Below are 20,395 nucleotides of genomic sequence, written 5' to 3'. Positions count from 1 at the left end.
GAGCCTAAGACCGCACCAGGTCGCCCCGGGCCGTCAGCCGTAGCGGGGCGGCTGCGACGGGCGGACGGCGGCGGTGACGGCGTCCGCCAGCGCGGGCAGCTCGGCCAGGTCAAGGCCGGAGACCGTGAGCCGGACGGCGGGCGGCGTGGCCACCCGGAAGCGGGCCCCAGGGGCCACCGCCCAGCCTGCCCGCAGCAGCGCGGCGACGGCGGCGGACTCCTCGGGGACGGGCACCCACACGTTCATCCCCGACCGCCCGTGGGCCCGCACCCCGCGCGCGGCCAGCTCCTTCAGCAGCGCGGTGCGCCGGACCCCGTAGGCCCGCGCGACCGCCACCGGGTCCACCGCCCGCTCGCGCCACAGATGCGCCACCGCATCCTGGAGCAGGCGGCTCACCCAGCCCGGGCCCAGGCGCTGGCGTCCCTGCACCCGGTCGAGGGTGAGGGAGTCGCCGGTAAGGACGGCCAGCCGGAGATCGGGTCCGTAGCCCTTGGCTACCGAACGCACTACCACCCAGCGCGAGGTGAGGCCCGCCAGCGGGTGCAGCGGCAGGTCGGTGATGGCGAACCCGTGGTCGTCCTCGATCAGCAACGTAGCCGGATGTGCGGCCAGCACGGCGCGGAGCGCGGCGGCCCGCTCCGCGCCCACGGCCGCCCCGGTGGGGTTCTGCACGCGGGCGGTGACCACGAGGGCGCGGGCCCCGCTCTCCAGCGCACGCGCCACGGCGTCCGGTACCGGCCCGTCGTCGTCCACGTCCACCGGCACGGTGCGCAGGCCCAGCGCCGGGAGGAGGTCAAGCAGGCTGCCCCAGCCCGGGTCCTCGACCGCCACGGCGTCTCCGGGCCGCAGGTGTGCGGCGAGCACGCGTTCCGTGGCGTCCAGCGAACCGGAGGTGACGGCGACGGGGCCGCCGGGCACGCCGTCGGCCGCGAAACCGGCGCGGGCCAGGGAGACGAGCTCGGGGCTGACGGCTGCCTCACCGTAGAGCGTGGGGCGGGCCGCGTGCCTGGCGGCTGCCGCGGCCAGGGCCTGGTCCAGCGCGGGTAGCAGCGCGACGTCCGGATTGCCCTGGGCGATGTCCCGGCCGCCGGGGGGTGCCTCCACGCTGATGGCCTCGCGCGGGGTGCTGGCCGGGCGCGCGCGGACCCGGGTACCGCGACGCCCGGCGGTCTCCACCACGCCGCGCTCGCGCAACGTCCGGTAGGCGGCGGCGACGGTGTTGGCGTTGACGCCGAGCGCCGCCGCCGCCTCGCGCAACGGCGGCAGCGCGTGGCCCGGGGGCAAGGCTCCGGAGCCCACCCCTTCTTCGATACTCGCGGCGATCTCGGCTGCGCCACGTCCCGTGATCCTGTATTCTCCTAGCACAACACTTATTATGCACCAGTACAAAAGTGGGCGCCAGGGAAACCGCGCCGACTCTGCGAGGAGCCACCGATCATGTCCGCTAGCGCCGCCCCCGATTCCTACGCACCGACGCCCTTCACCACCCCCACCCGCAACCCGGGCCGGGTTGCCTACGACCGGGAGCTGGTGCACGCGATCCTCGACGAGGGCTACCTGTGCCACCTCGGTTTCGTGCGCGAGGGACGGCCGGTCGTCCTGCCCACCCTGTACGCCCGGGTCGGCGAACGGCTGTACGTGCACGGCTCCAGCGGTGCCCGTCCGCTACGCGGCGCCCGCCAGGAGCCCGGGCTGCCGGTCTGCGTGACGGTGACCCACGTGGACGCCCTCGTCCTGGCCCGCTCCGCGTTCCACCACTCCGTCAACTACCGCTCCGTGGTGGTGCACGGCACGGCGACGCAGGTCGGTGACCCCGAGGAAAAGGCGGCGGCCCTCGACGCGCTGGTGGACCATGTCCTGCCGGGCCGGGCGGCCGACTCCCGGCGGGCGAACCGCAAGGAGCTGGCCGCCACGGCTGTGCTGTCGCTGCCGCTGGCGGAGGTCTCGGCAAAGCTGCGGACCGGCGGTCCGGACGACGAGCCCGAGGACGTCGCACTCCCGCACTGGAGCGGCCTGCTGCCCGTGGCCACCGTGCACGGGGAGCCCGTCCCCGCTGACGGCCAGGACCCCGGCGTCACCGCCCCGGACTACCTCACGGGTTACGCCCGTCCCTGAAGCGGCCCGGGAGTCGCCGGGCACCAGTGCCGCCACCGCGCCACCCGCTGCCTCGGGGCGTCAAGGCAGCGGGTGGCGCGGTCAGGCCGTCGGCAGCCAGCCCACCTCGCCCGCGAGCAGGGCGTATCCGACGAAGGCGACGATGTCGATGAGCGCGTGCGCCGCGACCAGCGGGCCCACCCGGCCCCAGCGGCGGTAGAGCCACACGAAGATCACGCCCATGGCGAGGTTGCCGACGAAGCCGCCGATGCCCTGGTACAGGTGGTAGCTGCCGCGCAGCACGGAGCTGGCGCCGAGCGCGGCCAGTGGGCTCCAGCCGAGCTGGTCCAGACGGCGCAGCAGGTAGCCGAGGACGATGACCTCCTCGACGACGGAGTTCTCCACCGCCGCGAGCACCAGCACCGGCAGCTTCCACCACACCTCGGGCAGCGACTCGGGCACCACCGTCAGGTTGGCCCCGGCCGCCCGGGCCCCGAGGTAGAGCAGCAGGCCGCTGCCCCCGATCCCAGCGGCCACCAGCACACCCCGGCTCAGGTCGAACCCCGGTCGGCGCAGGTCGAAGCCGAGGGCACCCAGACCGGACGCGGCCGGGACGCCCGTCGGCTCGCGGCGCAGCAGATGCCCGACCAGCAGGACGGGCACCAGGGCCGTGGCGATGCCGAACAGCTGCCAGGCGAGGTCGAGCCAGGGGCGGTCGGGCGCGAAGGAGCTGTTGAGGTTCGCCGCCTGGGCGTTCAGGCCGCCGGGGCGGGTCAGCGCACCGGTGAAGCTGATGAACGACGACACCGCGCTCGCACCGAGGGAGAGCGCGAGCACCAAGAGCGTCTCGCGGCCGAGCACCCGGCGGGCGGCCGGGTCGGCGAGTTCCAGCCGGGGCGCGCCTGCGGCGCCGTCCGCGAACCACGACTTCACCCTGGGGCCTCCCGGCGGCGCTGGACTGCTGGTTGCGCTCCAGCTTGCCGCATGCACCGCACCGCCGCGCCGGCCGGGTGGTCCAGACCCGGGTGGCGGCCGCCCGGCACGGCGGCGCGCGTCAGTTCTGCGCTGGCCAGGTGTGCACGGGTTCACCGGTGTGGACAAGGTCGGCGTATTGGCGGGTCACAGCGGCCAGAGCCTTCTCGCGGTCCAGCCCGCCGTCCCGGGCGCGGTGGTAGGCCGCTACCTGCCAGGCGGCACCGTTCGTCCGCTGACGACAGCGGGCTTCGATCACGCCGAGGTAGAAGTCGCGGTCGGCTGCCTCGATCCCCCAGGCGTCCAGCCCTGCGGCGGCCAGCGGCAGCAGTTCGTCGAGCACCAGCCGGTGGGCGGGCACGGTGTGCAGCGCGCCGCGCGCGTGCCGCGGCCAGCGCAAGCGGGCGTCGATGCCGTGCCGGGCGGCGGCGTGAAAGTTCTCCTCGGCCACGGCGAACGGCATCCGGCTCCACAGCGGCCGCTGTTCGTCGGCCAGTGCCCGCACCAGACCGTAGTAGAGCGCGGTGTTCGCCAGGATGTCGGTCACGGTGGGCCCGGCGGGCAGCACGCGGTTCTCCACCCGCAGGTGCGGCACGCCGTCGGCGACGCCGTAGACCGGCCGGTTCCAGCGGTAGACCGTGCCGTTGTGCAGGGCCAGCTCGGCCAGCGTGGGGATGCCGCCGTCCTCCAGCTCCCGCAGCGGCTCCTCTGGGTCGCACACCGGGAGCAGCGCGGGGAAGTAGCGCAGATTCTCGGCGAACAGGTCGTGGGCCGAGTCGATCCAGCGCTCACCGAACCAGGCGCGCGGACGCACGCCCTGGGCGGCGAACTCCGGCGGGCGGGCGTCGGTGGCCTGCAGGAAGAGCGGAATGCGCGACTCGCGCCACAGCTCGCGGCCGAACAGGAACGGTGAGTTGGCGCCCACGGCCAGCTGCACCCCGACCACGGCCTGGGCGGCGTTCCACACGTCGGCGAAGCGGTCCGGGGTGACCTGCAGGTGCAGCTGCACAGAGGTGCAGGCGGCGGCTGGGGCGATGGACGGAGAGCTGTACGTCAGGTGCTCCGGGCCCCGGATGTCGAGTGCGATCTCCTCGCCCCGGGCCGCCATGATCTCGTCGTTGAGCAACGTGTAGCGCTCGGCGTCGGAGAAGTTCGCGGAGATCAGGTCGTCGGGCGTGAGGGTGGGGAGAATGCCGGTCATGAGGATGCGGGCATCGGCTTCCCGCGCCTTGCGGTCCGCGTAGGCCAAACCGGTACGCAGTTCCTCGGCAAGCTGGTCGAGGACTCGGCCGTGGAACGGATGCGGCAGGATATTGACCTCAAGATTGAACTGCCCCAGCTCGGTCTGGAAATCGCGGCTCGCGATGCGGTCCAGGACCTCTCCGTTTATCATCCGGGGCATTCCGCCAGCATCCGCGAGATTGAGTTCGATCTCCAGCCCCATGAGGTTGCGCGGGCGCTCGAACCGCTGCTGACCCAGCAGTGTCTCCAGCCCCGTCAGGCACTGGTGGAGCTTCTCCCGGTAGCGCCGACGGTCCGGGAGACCGAACCCGTCGGCCGCGACCTTCTCCCCCATGGGTGTGTTCCTCCTCGTTCGGCGGTGCCTCGATGATGCCCCGCGTCACGATCGGCAACCCCCGGGGGGCGCGGAAGGCCGAGACGGCCGGGGTACTTTTCGAGCGGCACATTCCGAGGGCATACGGTAGTCTGATCGCGGTTTCCCGCTGAGAGTGACGGCAAACACGGCCGAGTTCCGGCCATCCGTGGAACGTGCAGCCGCCGAGGTCACCGAAACCGGCGCGTTCCCACTCCAGGTCGGTACGATTCGCCATGCGGCGAGATTTCTCCTTGCGCGGCACACCCGGTTTGCCTAGCGGAAACGCCCCGGGAACAAATGTCGTATAAACTTCGCCATGAGGCCGTGACGTGACAACTCTCGGTTCCGGTCCCTCTTCTCTCCGCCCGGCCCTGCGCCGTGCCACCGGTGGTGCCGACAGTGTCGTCCGGCCTCTCCGCGCACCCTTCTGTCTCCCCAAGTGAGAGGCGACCCGCCATGCCGATGTATGTTCCTCCGGCCCCCTCCGCCGCCCTGCGCAGCGTTCTCGCCGCGCTCGGATCCCCCACCGCCGCGGTCCGGGGCGTCCGCTCCCGCACCGCCGCCTACGGCACGCTGCGGCCCGAACTGCCGCTGCCCGTGCACGTACTGACGGGCATCACCCGGGCCGACGGCCCGCCGAGCCCCCGGCTCACCGGGTGGCGCTTCCTGCTGCGCGGCAATGACAGGGCGGTGGGTACGGCAGAGGCGAGGCTGACGGCGGACGGCTGGGCGTTCTCCCACTTCGGCGAGGGCCCCTACGTCCGCTCGACGGAAACGGCACTGCGGCACGCGGAGGCCCTGCCGACGCCGTACCAGCCCCGGCTGCTGTCGGTGCCGGAGCTGTACATGCTGACACTGTGGCTGCACAGCGACGCCACGGCCGACCCGGCCGGCGGTACGCTGCTGCCCGCTGACCTGCTCATGCCGCTGGCGCCCGCGCCTCCGGGCATCGCCGCCAGCGTCCCGCACCGGGTCGGGGCGCTGCTGCCCCTGCTGACGCACCGGTTGGTACCGTCGCCGCTGCTGCAGACTCCGGTGTAGCGGTCGTCCCAGAAGGCGGAACGTTCGTTCGGCGATGGGGGTGAACAGGCCCCGCGGTCCCTGGCCGCGGGGCCTGTTCGCTGCCCGTGGCCATCCGTGCGCGGCCGCGGGCAGTGCTTCCCCGTGTCGCGGCGTCCACCACCTCAGGCCGGGGCCGCCTGGGGAGGGGCGTCCGATGAACTAGTCACTGTGGGCCCCCGTACCACCCGGAAAGATGGTCCGCGCGCGGGGCAACCGCTCGTGCGGGTGACGCGTCATCACCCGTAGAGGACCGCTGCAAGGAAATCCCTGCGGAACACCGTCCGCGGGACGACACTGGGGACCACGAGTACCGGAGAAACCGGGGGAGCGGCCATGAGCGTCCAGCACCGCCGCAGCACGCACGTCACACCGCAGCGAGAGAACCGAGAGCACACTGTCATGTGTCAGCACAAGCCAACCTGCCCGTCCGCAGACTCCGCCGACCGGGAGGCCGCCCACCCGGTGGCCCACCACCCCGAGCAGGGCTGGAGCCTGCTGTGCAACGGCGTCCTGCTCTTCGACGACACCGGCGAGCTCCTGCCGGACGGACGCGTGATCGCACCGCGCCGCCCGCTGGAGGCCGGGGCGGTGGTGACGGCGGCCTGAGGCTTCGGCCCGTCCACGGGACGCACCCCGGGGCCCGGCGGCACGCGGACCGGCCCGGGGCCCGGCGGTGTGCGTGCCGCCGGGCCCCGGGCCGGTTCTGGTACCGTCCGGGGCCGTCAGCCCTCGTAGTCCTCCGGGGGCGGGCAGGAGCACACCAGGTTGCGGTCACCGAAGGCGCCGTCGATGCGGCGCACCGGCGGCCAGTACTTCCCCTCAGCCGCGACACCAGCCGGGTAGGCGGCCTCCGCCCGGGTGTAGGGCAGCCCCCACTCCCCCGCCAGCTGGGCGGCGGTGTGCGGGGCACCGCGCAGCGGGCTGTCCTCGGCGCTCCACTCGCCGGAGCCCACCCGCTCGATCTCGGCCCGGATGGCGATCATCGCATCGCAGAACCGGTCGAGCTCGGCGAGGTCCTCGCTCTCGGTCGGCTCGATCATCAGTGTGCCCGCGACGGGGAAGGACATGGTCGGCGCGTGGAAGCCGTAGTCGATCAGCCGCTTGGCGACGTCGTCGATACTGACGCCGGTGGCCTTCGTCAGCGGCCGCACGTCGATGATGCACTCGTGCGCGACGAGCCCGCCAGGGCCGGTGTAGAGCACCGGGTAGTGCGGCTCCAGGCGCTTGGCGATGTAGTTGGCGCTGAGCACGGCCACCTGCGTCGCGCGGCGCAGTCCCTCGGCGCCCATCAGGCGCACGTACGCCCAGGAGATCGGCAGGATGCCCGCCGAACCCCACGGCGCGGCGGAGACCGGGCCGATGCCCGTCCCGGGCCCGGCCTGCGGTTGCAGCGGGTGGTTGGGCAGGTATGGCGCCAGGTGGGCGCGGACGCCGACCGGTCCGACGCCCGGACCGCCGCCGCCGTGCGGGATGCAGAACGTCTTGTGCAGGTTCAGGTGCGAGACGTCGGCGCCGAACCGGCCCGGCCGGGCCAGGCCGACGAGCGCGTTGAGGTTCGCCCCGTCCACGTACACCTGGCCGCCCGCGTCGTGCACGGCGGCGCAGATGTCGGAGATGTTCTCCTCGAACACGCCGTGCGTGGAGGGGTAGGTGACCATGAGCACGGCCAGCTCGTCGCGGTGCTTTTCGATCTTGGCGTTGAGGTCGTCGGTGTCGACATCGCCGCTCTCGCCGGTCTTGACGACGACGACCTTCATCCCGGCCATCACGGCGCTCGCCGCGTTGGTCCCGTGCGCGGAAGAGGGGATGAGGCACACCGTGCGCTGGTCGTCACCGTTCGCGCGGTGGTAGGCGCGCACCGCCAGCAGCCCGGCCAGCTCACCCTGGGAACCGGCGTTGGGCTGGAGGGAGACCTGGTCGTAGCCGGTGACCTCGGCCAGCCGTTCCTCCAGCTCGCGGATGAGCGTCAGGTAACCGCCGGCCTGCTCGGCGGGCGCGAACGGGTGCAGTGCGCCGAACTGCGGCCAGGTGACGGGCTCCATCTCCGTGGTCGCGTTGAGCTTCATCGTGCACGAGCCGAGCGGGATCATGCCGCGGTCCAGCGCGTAGTCCTTGTCGGACAGGCGGCGCAGGTAGCGCAGCATGCCGGTCTCGGAGCGGTGCTCGTGGAAGACGGGGTGGGTGAGGTAGTCGTCACCGCGCAGGGTGGAGTCCGGCAGGGCGTCGCCGGTGGCCGCGTCGAGTCCGGCGACGTCGGCGCTCACCCCGAACGCCGTCCACACCGTGGCCAGGTGGCGGCGCGCGGTGGTCTCGTCGCAGCTGACGCCCACGTGGTCGGCGTCGGTCAGGCGCAGGTTGACCCCGGCCTTGGCGGCGGCGGCCACCACCTCGGCGGCGCGGCCGGGCACGCGGGCGGTGACGGTGTCGAAGAAGGCGTCGTGCACGACCTCGACGCCGCCCGCACGCAGCCCGGCCGCCAGCAGCGTGGCGTAGCGGTGGGTGCGCCGGGCGATCGTGCGCAGGCCCTCGGGACCGTGGTAAGCGGCGTACAGGCCCGCCATGACCGCCAGCAGCACCTGAGCGGTGCAGATGTTGCTGGTGGCCTTCTCCCGCCGGATGTGCTGCTCGCGAGTTTGCAGCGCGAGCCGGTACGCCTTGGTGCCGTCCGCGTCCACGGAGACGCCGACCAGGCGGCCCGGCAGGTTGCGGGCGAACGTCTCGCGCACCGCCATGAACCCGGCGTGCGGGCCGCCGAAGCCCATGGGCACGCCGAAGCGCTGGCTGGAGCCGACGGCGATGTCCGCGCCCAGCTCGCCGGGCGAGGTCAGCAGGGTGAGGGCCAGCAGATCGGCGGCGACGGTGACGATCGCGCCCAGCTCGTGGGCCTGCTGGATGACGGCACGCGGGTCGCGCACGGCGCCGGAGGCACCGGGGTACTGCAGCAGCACGCCGAAGACGCCGCGCTCGGCGATGTCGGCGGGGATACCGTCGGTCAGGTCGGCGACGACGACCTTGACACCGGTCGGCTCGGCGCGGGTCTCGATGACCGCGATCGTCTGCGGCAGGCAGTCGGCGTCGATCAGGAAGACACCCTCCTTGACCTTGCCCACCCGGCGGGAAAGCGCCATGGCCTCGGCCGCCGCGGTGCCCTCGTCCAGCAGGGAGGCGCCGGAGGTGGGCAGCCCGGTGAGGTCGGCGACGACGGTCTGGAAGTTGAGCAGCGCTTCCAGGCGGCCCTGGGAGATCTCCGGCTGGTACGGGGTGTAGGCGGTGTACCAGGCCGGGTTCTCCATGACGTTCCGCAGGATCACCGGCGGGGTGAAGGTGCCGTGGTAGCCCAGGCCGATCATGGAGTCCAGCACCTGGTTGCGGTCGGCCAGGGTTCGCAGCTCGGCTAGCACGTCGGGCTCGGAGCGGGCCCCGGGCAGGGCCAGCGCCTCGGTGGACTTGATGACGTCGGGCACGGCCGCGGCCGTCAGCTCGTCCAGGGAACCGTAACCCACATGGGCCAGCATCTTGGCCTGCTGCCCGGCGTCGGGGCCGATGTGCCGACGGGCGAACGGCGTGCCGTCCTCAAGCTCGGTCAGGGAGGTGCGGTCGGTGGTCATCTGCGGGGGCCTCCTGGTCGTCACGACCTTCGAGGGGCACCAGGTCAGTGCCCGAACGGCCTCCCCCTCTGTCATCTCAACCTGAGAGTTTCACCGGGCCCGCCAGCCACAGCCCGGCTTTCACCGTCGGTGAGGAGAGGCCGCGGGGCGTCATGACGCCCGTGACCTGCCCTGCTTTCCAGAGTGACCTCGCCCGCACGGTACGTGGGCCTGAGAGATTCCGGGGAGGGTTTGCTCCTTCGGCGCCCCCGGAAACGTGTACCGGAGGACTCTCCCGCGCGGGGTCAGCAGCCGCCTACGAGCCTACCAGCGCCCGCTGGAGCGGCTCCGGGCCCGCTGCCGACTGGCCAGGGTGCGGATTGTGGCTTTGTGTTGAGGCAGGGAGTTTCGGGGAGAACGGCTATCTGGTGGAGGAACCGTGCAGCCCGATATCGATCCGCGGAGCCTGATAGGTCGCAAGGCGTATGACAGGGACGGTGCGAAGATCGGCACCGTGGACGAGGTGTACCTCGACGACGCGACCGGTCGGCCGGAGTGGGCGGCGGTGCGCACTGGCCTGTTCGGCCGGGACGCCTTCGTGCCACTGGAACCCAGCGAGGTGGTGGAGGAGACCCTGCGCGTGCCCTACACCCGGAACCTGATCAGGGAGGCGCCCGACTTCGGGGTGGGCCGCCACCTGTCCCCCGAGCAGGAGTTGCAGCTCTATCACCACTATGGGCTGGACATCCCCAGCGTGGGAGAGCCGGGGCCGGCCGCGGGCGAGGAGGGCTCCGGATGCGCCGGCGGCCCGGGTGGTGCGTGAGACGGCGGGTCAGGGCCGGCGGCATGGCCGCCGGGCACCAGGGGCAGCGGCTCGCCGGGGGTGAGGGCCGGGTCGTCGGCCCGGAAGGTGCGTACGCGCCCGGGCGGTGAGCCGGGCTGCTCGAAACGCACCGTGACGCGGCCCACGCCGCTGCCCTGCACCCAGCCGGGGCCGTGCTCGGTGTGCCGCACGTCGAGGCCGGGCAGCCAGAGCCGCTGGCTGGCCGGTGCCGGGGTGGGCGGGGGCGATGCGGCCGGCGGGGCGGAGACCGGTTTGGAGCCAGCCGGGGGTTCCGGTGCTGGACGTGCTTGGGTGTCGGCCTCCAAAGGCCCGCCCCGGTCGTCCCCGGCCGCCTGGGCGAAGAGGTCCTCCTGCGTGTAGTCGGCCAGGCCGCTCACGCCGACGCCGAGCAGGCGGACCCCCGCGGTGGTGTCGACTGCTTCCAGCAGGCGCTCGGCGGCCTCGCGGATGACGGCGGAGTCATCAGTGGGGCCGCGCAGGGTGTCGGAACGGGTGAGGGTGGCGAAGTCATAGCGCCGCACCTTGATCACCACCGTGCGGCCCGAGCGTCCGGCGGCACGCAGCCGCTGGGCGCACCGCTCGGCGAGCCGGGCCAGCTCGGACTGGATACGCGCCCGGTCCGTGACGTCGGTGTCGAAGGTGTCCTCGACCGAAACGGATTTCGACTTCCGCTCGGCCACCACCGGACGGTCGTCCCTGCCCAGAGCCATGGCATACAGGGCGGGCCCGTGCGCCCGCCCGAGCATGCGCAGCAGTTCTTCGCGGCCCGACTCGGCGGCGTCACCGACGGTGGTGATGCCCGCGCGCCGCAGCGTCTCGGCCGTGGCGGGACCGACGCCCGGCAGGGTGCGGACGGGCAGCGGCGCCAGCAGCTCCCGCTCGCTACCGGGTTCCAGCACCACCAGCCCGTCCGGCTTGGCCTGCTCAGAGCCGATCTTGGCGAGCATCTTGGACCCGGCGAGCCCCACCGAGGCGGCCAGGCCCGTCGCCGCCCGGATGTCGGCCCGCAGCTGGCGCGCGACTGTGCGGGCGGCGGCCCCGTCGGGCGGAGTACCGCCCGCCTCCAGATCGACGAACGCCTCGTCCAGGCTCAGCGGTTCCACCAGCGGGGAGAGCCCCGCCAGCAGCTCCATCACCGTCTGGCTGATGCTCCGGTAAAAGCCGAACCGGGGTATGAGGTAGGCGGCGTTCGGGCAGCGTCTTCGCGCCTGGGCCGTGGGCATGGCCGAGTGCACCCCGAAGCGGCGTGCCTCGTAGGAGGCGGTGGCCACCACACCACGCGGTCCGAGCCCGCCGACGATCACCGGCTTTCCGCGCAGGCTGGGTTTGGCCGCCTGCTCGACGGCCGCGTAGAACGCGTCCATATCCAGATGGAGGATCGTCGGTGCGTCTCTCACACCTCGATGCTGCCGCACCGCACTGACAGTCGCCCGGCGGGGCGGTGAAGCTGGGCGGGGCGCGGGTCAGCCCGCGCGGTTGCGGCGGCGGGCCAGCTCGTCGCCCGGGTGCTCGCGGACCAGTGTCTCGCCGGTGCCGACCCGCTCGGCATGCAGGTGGGACAACGCGGCCCGCACGTCCTGCCAGACCACGCCCACCGCGATACCGAAGACGCCCTGGCCGCCCTGGAGCAGCTCCACCACCTCGTCGGGCGAGGAGCACTCGTAGACCGTGGCGCCGTCGCTCATCAGCGTCAGCTGCGGCAGGTCGGGCAGGTCACGGCCACGCAGGTGCTGTACCGCGGTGCGGATGTTCTGGAGGGAGACGCCGGTGTCCAGCAGCCGCTTGACGATCTTCAGCACGACGACGTCGCGGAAGCTGTACAGGCGGTGGGTGCCCGAACCGAAGGCCGGACGCACGCTGGGTTCGACCAGCCCGGTGCGGGCCCAGTAGTCCAGCTGGCGGTAGGTGATGCCGGCCGCCGCGCATGCTGTCGGCCCGCGGTAGCCAACCTGTTCGCCGGAGATTTCGCCGGTGTCCCCGGCCTGCTGGACCGCGGGCTGCGGAAGGGCCCCGTGCAGCGGAAACGGGCTGCTCGCGGGCTCGCCGTCGCCGGTGCTGGTCACGCCGACCCTCCATCCCTTCACGTCCCGACCAACGCCTCCGGGACCTGCCTCCATGACGGTAGGCAGTCACCCCGGGTGCGTCAACGATCGCCACACTCGGCACGCCGGGTGGTACTCCCCGGACGTGTGGTTTTGCGTGACCTGTTCCTGGGTAAAGGCGGCGGATTTGGCCCGGTGCGAGGTCCGGCCCGGGGCGTCACTGGTTGCTGGTGCCGAAGTCCTCGGGCGAAATCTGATCGAGGAACTCGCGGAACTTCTCCACCTCGTCCTCCTGCTCATCCGGGATCGCGATGCCCGCGTCATCCAGCACCCCGTCGCTGCCGTAGATCGGCGTGCCGGTGCGCAGCGCGAGCGCTATGGCGTCGGAGGGACGCGCGCTCACCTCTGCCCCACTGGCAAACACCAGTTCAGCGTAGAAGACGCCCTCGCGCAGGTCGGTGATGCGGACGGCCGTGAGCTCTTGCCCGACGGCCTCCAGGACGTCCTTGAAGAGGTCATGCGTCAGTGGACGGGCCGGGGTCATGCCCTGCTGTGCGAAGGCGATCGCCGTCGCCTCTCCGGGGCCGATCCAGATGGGCAGATAGCGGTCGCCCCCGACCTCGCGCAGCAGCACGATCGGCTGGTTGGAGGGCATTTCGACCCGGACACCCACGACATCGAGCTCGTTCACACAGTAACCCTAGGCGCTGCGCCGCCGGTTTGGGTAGTCGGGCACCCCCGTGCCCGAGCGTCCGAGGTGCAGCTCAGCCGTGGGAGGGCTGCTGGGAGCGCAGCGCGGCCTGGACGAGGCTGGCGTGCAGGCGTACCGAGAGGCTGGCCAGCTCACGAGCCGTCGCTTCGGCACGGGCCCGGGTCTGCGGATTGCGGTGGCGCCGCAGCGGGGCCACGACCTGCTCCACCAGTCCGGCCTCCCGTTCGGCCGCCGCCCGGGCGGCGCGCAGGTGCCGCGCCCGCAGGCCGAACCGGCCCAGGTCGGCCACCAGCCGGGCGATCTCCACCGCGTCGGCGTCGTACCGGCCGTCCGCGGCGGGGCCGAGCAGGCCGTAGGACTCCCACTCGCGCAGATCCTCCTCGCTCACCTCGGCGGCGGTGAGCAGCTCGGTGCGGCCGAGGCGTGCCGCGTCCACCGGCTGGAGCGGCACCGCTGCCCCGTCCAGCAGGTCGCGGGGCTGGGAGGGGCCGGGTACCGTCACCTGCTCGCCGCGGTCCACGGCGTCCAGCTGCTCCCTGATCACCTTCAGCGGCAGGTAGTGGTCGCGCTGCATGCGCAGCACGAACGCCAGCCGTTCGACGTCCTCCCCGGAGAACTTGCGGTAGCCGGATGGAGTGCGCTGCGGCTCGATAAGTCCCTCGGACTCCAGGAAGCGGATCTTGGAGACCGTGACGTCCGGGAACTCCTCGCGCAGCAGACCGAGCACGGCCCCGATGCTCATCGGCCCGTCCTGCGCGGTGGCGGCGCCGCTGGCGGCGCCGCCCGAGGGTGTGTGCAGCATGACCCTTCCCTGGCCGTCGGTGCTGGTCAGGCGCCTCGCTGGTGGGCGAAGAAGACCAGCCGGAACTTGCCGATCTGCACCTCGTCACCGTTGTTGAGCGGGACCGAGTCAATCGGCTCCCGGTTGACGTAGGTGCCGTTGAGGCTGCCGACGTCGGACGCCGTGAAGCCCCCGTCCGCACCGCGCCGGAACTCCACGTGACGGCGGGAGACGGTCACATCGTCCAGGAAGATGTCGCTCTGCGGGCTGCGCCCAGCCGTTGTCAGCTCGCTGTCCAGCAGGAAGCGGGCACCGGAGTTCGGCCCGCGGCGCACGACCAGCAGCGCGGAGCCGACCGGGAGCGCGTCGATGGCGGCCACGGCATCCGGGGAGAGCATCGGCGTCTGCCCGGTGGCCTCGGCGTCGTACGCCTCCAGCCCGCTGATCGAGATCGTTGACGTCGTCTCGGACGGGCGCTCAGCCGCGGCACGGCCGCGCAGGGGCGCACCGCAGTTCGAGCAGAAACGACTCGATTCCGCCGCCTGGGTTCCGCACCTGGGACAGAACGTCACACCCGGTACGCCCCCCGTAGTCGAGGCCGATGGTACCGGGGAACCTATGCCTGGGGCAGCGGCCGGGTCACCAGAAACCGGGACCTGACCACCCGGAGTACCGCCCACCGGAGCAGGGGGCTCCGGGCGGAACAGCGGACGCTCCCCACCGGCCTGCGTCGGCTGCTCACCGGCGCCCGAGTGCTTGGGCGCGCGGTGGGCGCCACCACCGGCGTCCTTGCGCTTGCCGAACAACTTCGAAAGAAAACTCACGGGCGATTCCCCTCGCACGAAACAGACCCGCCCGCGGGGCAGGACAGACCCTTGATGCTCACACCGGCCGGAGCGAACCTCCGGCAGGCATCCGCAGCCAGTACACAGTTTCCACCACGCGACGCGCCGTGGACCCGCCGACCCCCTGAAGAGATCATTCTCGCCTCACCGCGATGACGACTGAGCGTAGTCAGGCCGTTGCGCAGACCGCAAGGCGTCCACCACGACATTCTCCGACGGCGTGATGGTCACCGTGGCGCCGTCACCCTGGAGCGACTGCACCACCCCGCCAGGGATGTTCATCGCCGGTTCCAGGTCTTTCGGCTGGCCGATGACCTGGAAGCGGTACGGGGACGACACGGCACGGCCATCGATCCGCACTCCCCCGTCGGCGTCGGTGAAGTAGGTGTCGGCCACCACGCGCACATCGTTGATCTCGATCGCCTCCGCGCCCGCGGCCCGCAGCTCCTGGATGGCGTCCAGCAGCCGCCCCGACTTCACGACGTCGGCCGGGGCGCGGATCTCCAGCTGGATACCGGGCCCCCGCGCTCCCACCGTACCGGCCAGAATACCGAGTTGGCGCTCACGCTCGCGGGTCTGGCGGCGCGCCTCCTCGGCCTGGTCCGAGCTGTTCTCCAGCTCCGAGCGCTGGCTGTCCAGCCGCTCCTGTTCTTCCTCCAGCCGCGTGGTGCGGTCGTCGAGCTCATCGAGGATACGCACCAAGTCCTCCTGGCGGGCACCGCGCAGAGCGTCATCCTCGCTGGTGGCCTGCACCTGGATGGCCAGACCGAGGCCCAGCACGAACAGCAGGGCGGCGGCGATCAGCTGGTTGCGGCTCAGTCGCGGCGGCCACAGCCCGGCCGCCAGCCGCTGGCGTCCGGTGAGCCGCGGCTCCCCCTTCGGCCCGGGCCCCGGTTGGCCGGGCGCCGGGGCGTCCTGCGCCTCCCCTTCCGGGGGCTGCGGCTGGGTGGGCCGCGCCGACTCGGGTCCCGGTGGGACGCCGCCCGCGGCTTCGGCGGGCGCCGCCGGGCGCGGCCGGCCGGAGCCTGACAGGCCGGGCTCGGGCCGACCGGCGGCGGGCTCGTCGGCCAGGCGCCCGGGGCCAAGCGCTTCGCCGGGGGCCGGAGCGGCGCGCTCCTCGTCCGGTGTCCGGTCCTCGTTCATGCCCTCACGCCCCGAAAACGTGCCGCCGGATGGCGGCCGCGTTGGAGAAGATGCGGATGCCGAGGACGACGACCACGCCCGTCGACAGCTGCGCCCCCACTCCCAGCTTGTCACCGAGAAAGACGATCAGGGCGGCAACGACGACGTTGGACAGGAACGAGACGACGAAGACCTTGTCCACGAAGATGCCGTCCAGCATCGCGCGCAATCCGCCGAAGACCGCGTCCAGCGCCGCGACCACGGCGATAGGCAAGTAGGGCTCCACCACCGTCGGCACCACGGGCCGGAGCACCAGCCCCGCCACGACTCCCACGACGAGTCCCAGTACGGCGATCACGAATTGCTGCCCTTTCCGTTCGGGAGCGGCTCGGCGGTTCTGAGGGTCAGGCTCGGCGCGGCGGGCAGCCGCAGCCGCTCCTGCTCGGTGATCCGCGCCCGGATGCCGTAGTTGTCTTCGAGTACCTGGAGGTACTGGCCGTCCACGCTGCTCTCGAAGCGGGAGCGCAGCTGGCCGGGATCACCGATCGCGCGGACGGTGTACGGCGGGACGAGGGGGCGATTGTCGACCAGTATGGCCTCGCCCGCCGCGCGGATCGCCGACAGGGAGGTCAGTCGCTGGCCGTTGATGGAGGTCGCCTCGGCCCCCGCGGCCCACAGCCCGTTGACCACGAGCTGGAGGTCCCGGTCGCGGACCCGGCCGGTGTCGGAGAAGCCGGTCGTCTCGCGCGGGCTGCCCGCGCCGCCGCGGGTGTCCTCGGCGTCGTCAACGACGACCTCCAGGCCCGGGCCGGAGACGGGCACTGCCCCGGCGAGCAGCCCGACGAGGTCGTCCCGGGAACCGCCGTCGGCCTCCAGCGCGTCACGCTGCATGGCGGCCACGTCCTGACGCAGGTCGTGGACCCGCTCCTCCAAGGCGTCAGCCTCCTCGGTGCCGGTGTTGATCCGGTCGGTCAGCTCCGCGCGCTCCCTGGCCGCCGTCGGCGCGTCGTGCCGCGCCTGCGCGGCGCCGAGCGTCACCACCAGGGCGGCCAGGACGAGGCCGACGCCGAGCCACAGTTTGGCCCGCAGCGAGCGGGGCAGACCGGCCCGGCCCTCCGCGTCCCGCCGGGCGGCGGCCTCCGCGTAGCCGTCGTCGAGGCTGTGCTCCATGACGTTGGTCAGGAGCGACATGGAGGCGTCCGGTCGCGCAGGCCGCGGTGCGGTACTCCGTGCGGGGTGCTGCTGCGACATGCCGCTCATCGTCGCACGTCGGCGGGCGTACCGCCGAATGGGCCCTCCGATACTCCGTCAGAGGGCCCACGCGGGTTGCCGTCAGCGTCCGGCGCCGTCCACGACGGCGGCCCACTCGTCCAGCAGGGCCTGCGCGGAGGCGTCGTCGGGGCCCTCAGCCCACAGGTGTGTGACGGCCTCGGCCGGGTCCGGAAGCACCATCACCCACCGGCCGTCGGACTCCACCACGCGCACGCCGTCGGTGGTGTCCACCGAGCGGTCCCCGGCCGCCTCGACTACGTGCCGCATCACCAGGCCCTTGACCGCCCACGGCGTGGCCAGGTCGCGTCGCACCACATGGGCGCGCGGGATGCGGGCGTCGATCTGGCTGAGGGTGAGCTGCGTGCGCGCCACCAGACCGATGAGCCGGACGAACGCGGCGGCGCCGTCGAAGACGGAGCTGAACTCGGGCACGATGAACCCGCCCCGGCCGTCGCCGCCGAAGATCGTCGCCTCGTCCCGGCCGACGCGGGTGAGGTCATCGGGCGACGTCGTTGTCCACTCCACTTGCGTGCCGTGGTAGGCGGCGACCTGTTCGGCGATGCGCGTGGTCGTCACCGGCAGCGCGACCCGGCCGCTGCGTCGCTCGGCGGCGATCAGGTCGAGCATGACCAGCAGCGCGCGGTGATCCTCGATGATGCGGCCGCGCTCGTCCACCAGCGAGAGGCGTTCGCCCACCGGGTCGAAGCGCACACCGAAGGCGGCCCGGGCGGAGGCGACGATCTCACCGAGCCGTACCAGCCCGGAGCGGCGGCCGTCGGCCGTCTCGGTAGGCCGTGTCTCATCCAGGCCGGGGTTGATGGTCAGGGCGTCCACGCCGAGGCGGCCCAGCAGGCTGGGCAGCACCAGCCCGGCGCTGCCGCCAGAGGCGTCCACGACGACCTTCAGCCCCGACTCGGCGACGCCACTGGTGTCCACAGCACGCAGCAGGGCACCGGTGTAGGAGTCGAAGACGCTGGCCGGGAAGGACAGGTCGCCGATCTCGCCGGGGAACGCGCGGCGGTACTCCTGGCGGGCGTAGACGCGGTCGAGCTTGCGCTGGCTGGCCTGGGAGAGATCCGCCCCGCGCTCGTCGAAGAACATGATGTCCACCGAATCGGGCACGCCCGGCGTGGTGCGGACCATGATGCCACCGGCGCTGCCGCGCGCGGTCTGCTGCCGGGCCACGGGCAGCGGTACGTTCTCCAGGTCGCGGACGTCGATGGCGCTGGCCTGCAGCGCCGAGATGATGGCCCGCTTCAGCGCACGGGCACCGCGGGAGTGATCGCGCGCGGTGGTGACCGTGGAGCCCTTCTTCAGCGTGGTCGCGTACGCCCCCGCCAGCCGCACGGCGAGCTCCGGAGTGATCTCCACGTTCAGGATGCCCGACACCCCGCGCGCCCCGAACAGGTGCGCCTGCCCGCGCGACTCCCAGATGACGGAGGTGTTGACGAAGGCGCCGGCCTCGACCGTCTTGAACGGGTAGACACGCACGTTGCCCTGCACGATGGACTCCTCGCCCACCAGGCACTCGTCCCCGATGACCGCGCCGTCCTCGATCCGGGCCGCGCGCATGACGTCGGTGTTCTTGCCGATGACGCAGCCGCGCAGGTTGGTCTGCTCACCGATGTAGACGTTGTCGTGGACGACGGCCTTGTGCAGGAAGGCGCCGCTCTTGACGACGCCGTTCGACCCGATCACGGAGTGCTCGCGCACCTCGGCGCCGCTCTCCACCTTGGCGTAGTCGCCGATGTACAGCGGGCCGCGCAGCACCGCGTCCGGGTGGACCTCGGCACCCTCGGCCACCCATACGCCGGGCGAGATCTCGAAGCCGTCGAGATCAACGTGGACCTTGCCCTCCAGGACATCGGCCTGCGCCTTGACGTAGCTCTCGTGGGTGCCGACGTCCTCCCAGTAGCCCTCGGCCACGTAGCCGTAGACCGGCTTGCCTTCCTTCATCAGCTGCGGGAAGACGTCACCGGACCAGTCGACGGGCACGTCCGGGTCCACGTAGTCAAAAACCTCCGGCTCCATGACGTAGATACCGGTGTTGACGGTGTCGGAGAACACCTGCCCCCAGGTCGGCTTCTCCAGAAAGCGCTCGACCTTGCCGTCCTCATCGACGATGGTGATGCCGAACTCCAGCGGGTTGGGCACCCGCGTCAGGCAGACCGTCACCAGCGCGCCGCGTTCGCGGTGGAAGTTGATGAGGTCCGTGAGGTCGAAGTCGGTGAGGGCATCACCGGAGATGACCAGGAACGAGTCGTCCTTCAGTGCCTCCTCCGCGTTCTTGACGCTGCCCGCCGTGCCGAGGGGCTTCTCCTCATTGGCGTAGGACAGGTCCATGCCGAGCTCTTCGCCGTCGCCGAAGTAGTTCTTGACCAGCGAGGCGAGGAACTGGACCGTCACCACGGTCTCGGTCAAGCCGTGACGTTTCAGCAACCGCAGTACGTGCTCCATGATCGGCCGATTGGCCACGGGCAGGAGCGGCTTGGGCATACTCGCGGTCATCGGGCGAAGCCGGGTGCCTTCGCCACCAGCCATCACTACGGCCTTCATATTGGTAACGTCCTCCTTCAGCAAGACGACGGTCAGCCCGGCCGCGTCCTGAGGGGTCTACCCACCAGAACGAGTGGCGCCGCACCTCCGCGACTGTCGGAGTACGGCTCAGCCGGTTGCAGCGTCCGCCGCGAGAATCCGGCGGACCTGGACCACGTAGAGGGCTCCTGCCCACCAGTACAGAGCTGTACCCCATCCGGCGAACGCCCATCCGAAAATCGCCGCAAGTGACGCAAGCCACCCGCTGCCGTCGCTGAGCAGCAGGAGCGGGAAGGCGTACATCAGGTTGAAGGTCGCTGCCTTGCCCAGGAAGTTCACCTGGGGTGGAGCGAAACCGCGCCGGTCGAGCAGCCACACCATGGCCAGCAGCATGACCTCACGCGAGAGCAGCAAGATCGGCAGCCACAACGGCAGGACGTCCCGCCAGGTGAGGCCAACCAGGGTGGACAGGATGTAGAGCCGGTCCGCAGCTGGGTCGAGAATCCGGCCGAGGCTGCTGATCTGGTTCCAGCGCCGGGCCAGCTTCCCGTCCAGATAGTCGCTGACGCCGCTCAGCGCCAGTACCGCCAGCGCCCAGCCGTCGGCGTTCGGACCACCGAACTCCGGCAGCAGAACCAGCCAGAGGAACAGCGGCACGCCCAGGAGCCGGGCCATGCTGAGCACGTTGGGGATGGTGAAGACCCGGTCCGTCTGGACGCGTGTTTCCTGGACCTCCACCCGGGGCCTCCTGTACCGGACGTGCCAACCCTGCTCCCCGACCTTACCGGCAGGCTCGGACGAAGGGCCTATGGGGGTACGGAACCGGCACGTCGGCACCACCCTTACCGGATCCCCGAACGCAGGAGAGCCCCGTCGGTTATCCCGACGGGGCTCTCCCACACAAACTGTTCGGCGGTGTCCTACTCTCCC

General features: G+C 71.9%; 18 protein-coding genes and 1 riboswitch. Of the genes, 4 read left to right on the top strand and 14 right to left on the bottom strand.

Annotation, left to right across the window (positions count from 1 at the left end; all coding sequences use genetic code 11):
- Positions 1 to 33: 33 nt before the first annotated feature.
- Entirely contained in the window at positions 34 to 1,365 is a 1,332-nt protein-coding gene (locus tag JJV70_RS14465) for an aminotransferase class I/II-fold pyridoxal phosphate-dependent enzyme (protein ID WP_219048353.1), read from the bottom strand.
- A 72-nt stretch (positions 1,366 to 1,437) separates the two neighbouring features.
- Between JJV70_RS14465 and JJV70_RS14460 the strand changes: the two genes are divergently transcribed.
- Positions 1,438 to 2,115: a pyridoxamine 5'-phosphate oxidase family protein gene (locus JJV70_RS14460; RefSeq protein WP_219048352.1), complete on the top strand. Its 678-nt coding sequence runs from the start codon at positions 1,438 to 1,440 to the stop codon at positions 2,113 to 2,115.
- 81 nt (positions 2,116 to 2,196) lie between these two features.
- Here JJV70_RS14460 and JJV70_RS14455 read toward each other — a convergent pair whose 3' ends face one another.
- Positions 2,197 to 2,985: a CPBP family intramembrane glutamic endopeptidase gene (locus tag JJV70_RS14455; protein ID WP_219048414.1), complete on the bottom strand. Its 789-nt coding sequence runs from the start codon at positions 2,983 to 2,985 to the stop codon at positions 2,197 to 2,199.
- Between the two features lie 163 nt (positions 2,986 to 3,148).
- Positions 3,149 to 4,642: a glutamate-cysteine ligase family protein gene (locus tag JJV70_RS14450; protein ID WP_219048351.1), complete on the bottom strand. Its 1,494-nt coding sequence runs from the start codon at positions 4,640 to 4,642 to the stop codon at positions 3,149 to 3,151.
- Positions 4,643 to 5,119: 477 nt separating this feature from the next.
- On the opposite strand from JJV70_RS14450, the gene JJV70_RS14445 reads away from it, so the two are divergent.
- Complete coding sequence (locus JJV70_RS14445) at positions 5,120 to 5,704, top strand: hypothetical protein (RefSeq protein ID WP_219048349.1); 585 nt, start codon at positions 5,120 to 5,122, stop codon at positions 5,702 to 5,704.
- A 420-nt stretch (positions 5,705 to 6,124) separates the two neighbouring features.
- Positions 6,125 to 6,331 (top strand): DUF5999 family protein, encoded by a 207-nt coding sequence (locus JJV70_RS14440; RefSeq protein ID WP_219048413.1) that lies wholly within the window; start codon positions 6,125 to 6,127, stop codon positions 6,329 to 6,331.
- Positions 6,332 to 6,447: 116 nt separating this feature from the next.
- Here the strand turns inward: JJV70_RS14440 and gcvP are convergent, their stop codons facing one another.
- Entirely contained in the window at positions 6,448 to 9,333 is a 2,886-nt protein-coding gene (gcvP, locus tag JJV70_RS14435; protein WP_219048347.1) for an aminomethyl-transferring glycine dehydrogenase, read from the bottom strand.
- A 188-nt stretch (positions 9,334 to 9,521) separates the two neighbouring features.
- A riboswitch (glycine riboswitch) is annotated at positions 9,522 to 9,620 on the bottom strand.
- 131 nt (positions 9,621 to 9,751) lie between these two features.
- Here gcvP and JJV70_RS14430 point away from each other — a divergent pair.
- Positions 9,752 to 10,135, top strand: a complete 384-nt coding sequence (locus tag JJV70_RS14430; RefSeq protein WP_219048345.1) for a PRC-barrel domain-containing protein — start codon at positions 9,752 to 9,754, stop codon at positions 10,133 to 10,135.
- Here JJV70_RS14430 and JJV70_RS14425 read toward each other — a convergent pair.
- From JJV70_RS14425 to JJV70_RS14380, 10 genes are all read right to left on the bottom strand, one after another.
- A complete protein-coding gene (locus JJV70_RS14425) occupies positions 10,045 to 11,553 on the bottom strand; it encodes a DNA polymerase IV (protein ID WP_219048343.1) in 1,509 nt (502 codons plus the stop codon). The genes JJV70_RS14430 and JJV70_RS14425 overlap by 91 nt on opposite strands.
- 66 nt (positions 11,554 to 11,619) lie before the next feature.
- A complete protein-coding gene (locus tag JJV70_RS14420; RefSeq protein ID WP_219048342.1) occupies positions 11,620 to 12,219 on the bottom strand; it encodes a MerR family transcriptional regulator in 600 nt (199 codons plus the stop codon).
- 196 nt (positions 12,220 to 12,415) lie between these two features.
- Positions 12,416 to 12,889, bottom strand: a complete 474-nt coding sequence (locus JJV70_RS14415) for a bifunctional nuclease family protein (protein ID WP_219048341.1) — start codon at positions 12,887 to 12,889, stop codon at positions 12,416 to 12,418.
- A gap of 73 nt (positions 12,890 to 12,962) precedes the next feature.
- Entirely contained in the window at positions 12,963 to 13,712 is a 750-nt protein-coding gene (locus JJV70_RS14410; protein WP_219048340.1) for a MerR family transcriptional regulator, read from the bottom strand.
- Positions 13,713 to 13,738: 26 nt separating this feature from the next.
- Positions 13,739 to 14,623, bottom strand: coding sequence for an FHA domain-containing protein (locus tag JJV70_RS14405; protein WP_374227305.1), 885 nt, complete (start codon positions 14,621 to 14,623; stop codon positions 13,739 to 13,741).
- Positions 14,624 to 14,680: 57 nt separating this feature from the next.
- Positions 14,681 to 15,679 (bottom strand): DUF881 domain-containing protein, encoded by a 999-nt coding sequence (locus JJV70_RS14400; RefSeq protein WP_219048339.1) that lies wholly within the window; start codon positions 15,677 to 15,679, stop codon positions 14,681 to 14,683.
- A 4-nt stretch (positions 15,680 to 15,683) separates the two neighbouring features.
- Positions 15,684 to 16,016, bottom strand: a complete 333-nt coding sequence (locus JJV70_RS14395; RefSeq protein WP_219048337.1) for a small basic family protein — start codon at positions 16,014 to 16,016, stop codon at positions 15,684 to 15,686.
- Positions 16,013 to 16,909: a DUF881 domain-containing protein gene (locus tag JJV70_RS14390; protein ID WP_219048335.1), complete on the bottom strand. Its 897-nt coding sequence runs from the start codon at positions 16,907 to 16,909 to the stop codon at positions 16,013 to 16,015. The genes JJV70_RS14395 and JJV70_RS14390 overlap by 4 nt, the downstream gene beginning before the upstream one ends.
- Before the next feature lie 81 nt (positions 16,910 to 16,990).
- Positions 16,991 to 19,486, bottom strand: coding sequence for a mannose-1-phosphate guanyltransferase (locus JJV70_RS14385; RefSeq protein WP_219048333.1), 2,496 nt, complete (start codon positions 19,484 to 19,486; stop codon positions 16,991 to 16,993).
- Between the two features lie 108 nt (positions 19,487 to 19,594).
- The gene (locus JJV70_RS14380) at positions 19,595 to 20,203 is read right to left on the bottom strand and encodes a CDP-alcohol phosphatidyltransferase family protein (RefSeq protein ID WP_219048332.1); all 609 of its coding nucleotides are present in this window, start codon (positions 20,201 to 20,203) and stop codon (positions 19,595 to 19,597) included.
- Positions 20,204 to 20,395 lie beyond the last annotated feature (192 nt).

This window comes from Streptomyces sp. JJ66 (assembly GCF_019303495.1).
In the GTDB taxonomy this organism is placed as follows: Bacteria; Actinomycetota; Actinomycetes; order Streptomycetales; family Streptomycetaceae; genus Streptomyces.
This window is presented reverse-complemented; position numbering and strand designations above follow the sequence as displayed.

Bases quoted from the DNA above. Each gene is read 5' to 3' on its own strand.
- JJV70_RS14460 (WP_219048352.1), top strand. From the start codon at position 1,438: ATGTCCGCTAGCGCCGCCCCCGATTCCTACGCACCGACGCCCTTCACC.
- JJV70_RS14450 (WP_219048351.1), bottom strand. From the start codon at position 4,642: ATGGGGGAGAAGGTCGCGGCCGACGGGTTCGGTCTCCCGGACCGTCGG.
- JJV70_RS14445 (WP_219048349.1), top strand. From the start codon at position 5,120: ATGCCGATGTATGTTCCTCCGGCCCCCTCCGCCGCCCTGCGCAGCGTT.
- JJV70_RS14440 (WP_219048413.1), top strand. From the start codon at position 6,125: ATGTGTCAGCACAAGCCAACCTGCCCGTCCGCAGACTCCGCCGACCGG.
- gcvP (WP_219048347.1), bottom strand. From the start codon at position 9,333: ATGACCACCGACCGCACCTCCCTGACCGAGCTTGAGGACGGCACGCCG.
- JJV70_RS14410 (WP_219048340.1), bottom strand. From the start codon at position 13,712: ATGCTGCACACACCCTCGGGCGGCGCCGCCAGCGGCGCCGCCACCGCG.
- JJV70_RS14400 (WP_219048339.1), bottom strand. From the start codon at position 15,679: ATGAACGAGGACCGGACACCGGACGAGGAGCGCGCCGCTCCGGCCCCC.
- JJV70_RS14390 (WP_219048335.1), bottom strand. From the start codon at position 16,909: ATGTCGCAGCAGCACCCCGCACGGAGTACCGCACCGCGGCCTGCGCGA.
- JJV70_RS14385 (WP_219048333.1), bottom strand. From the start codon at position 19,486: ATGAAGGCCGTAGTGATGGCTGGTGGCGAAGGCACCCGGCTTCGCCCG.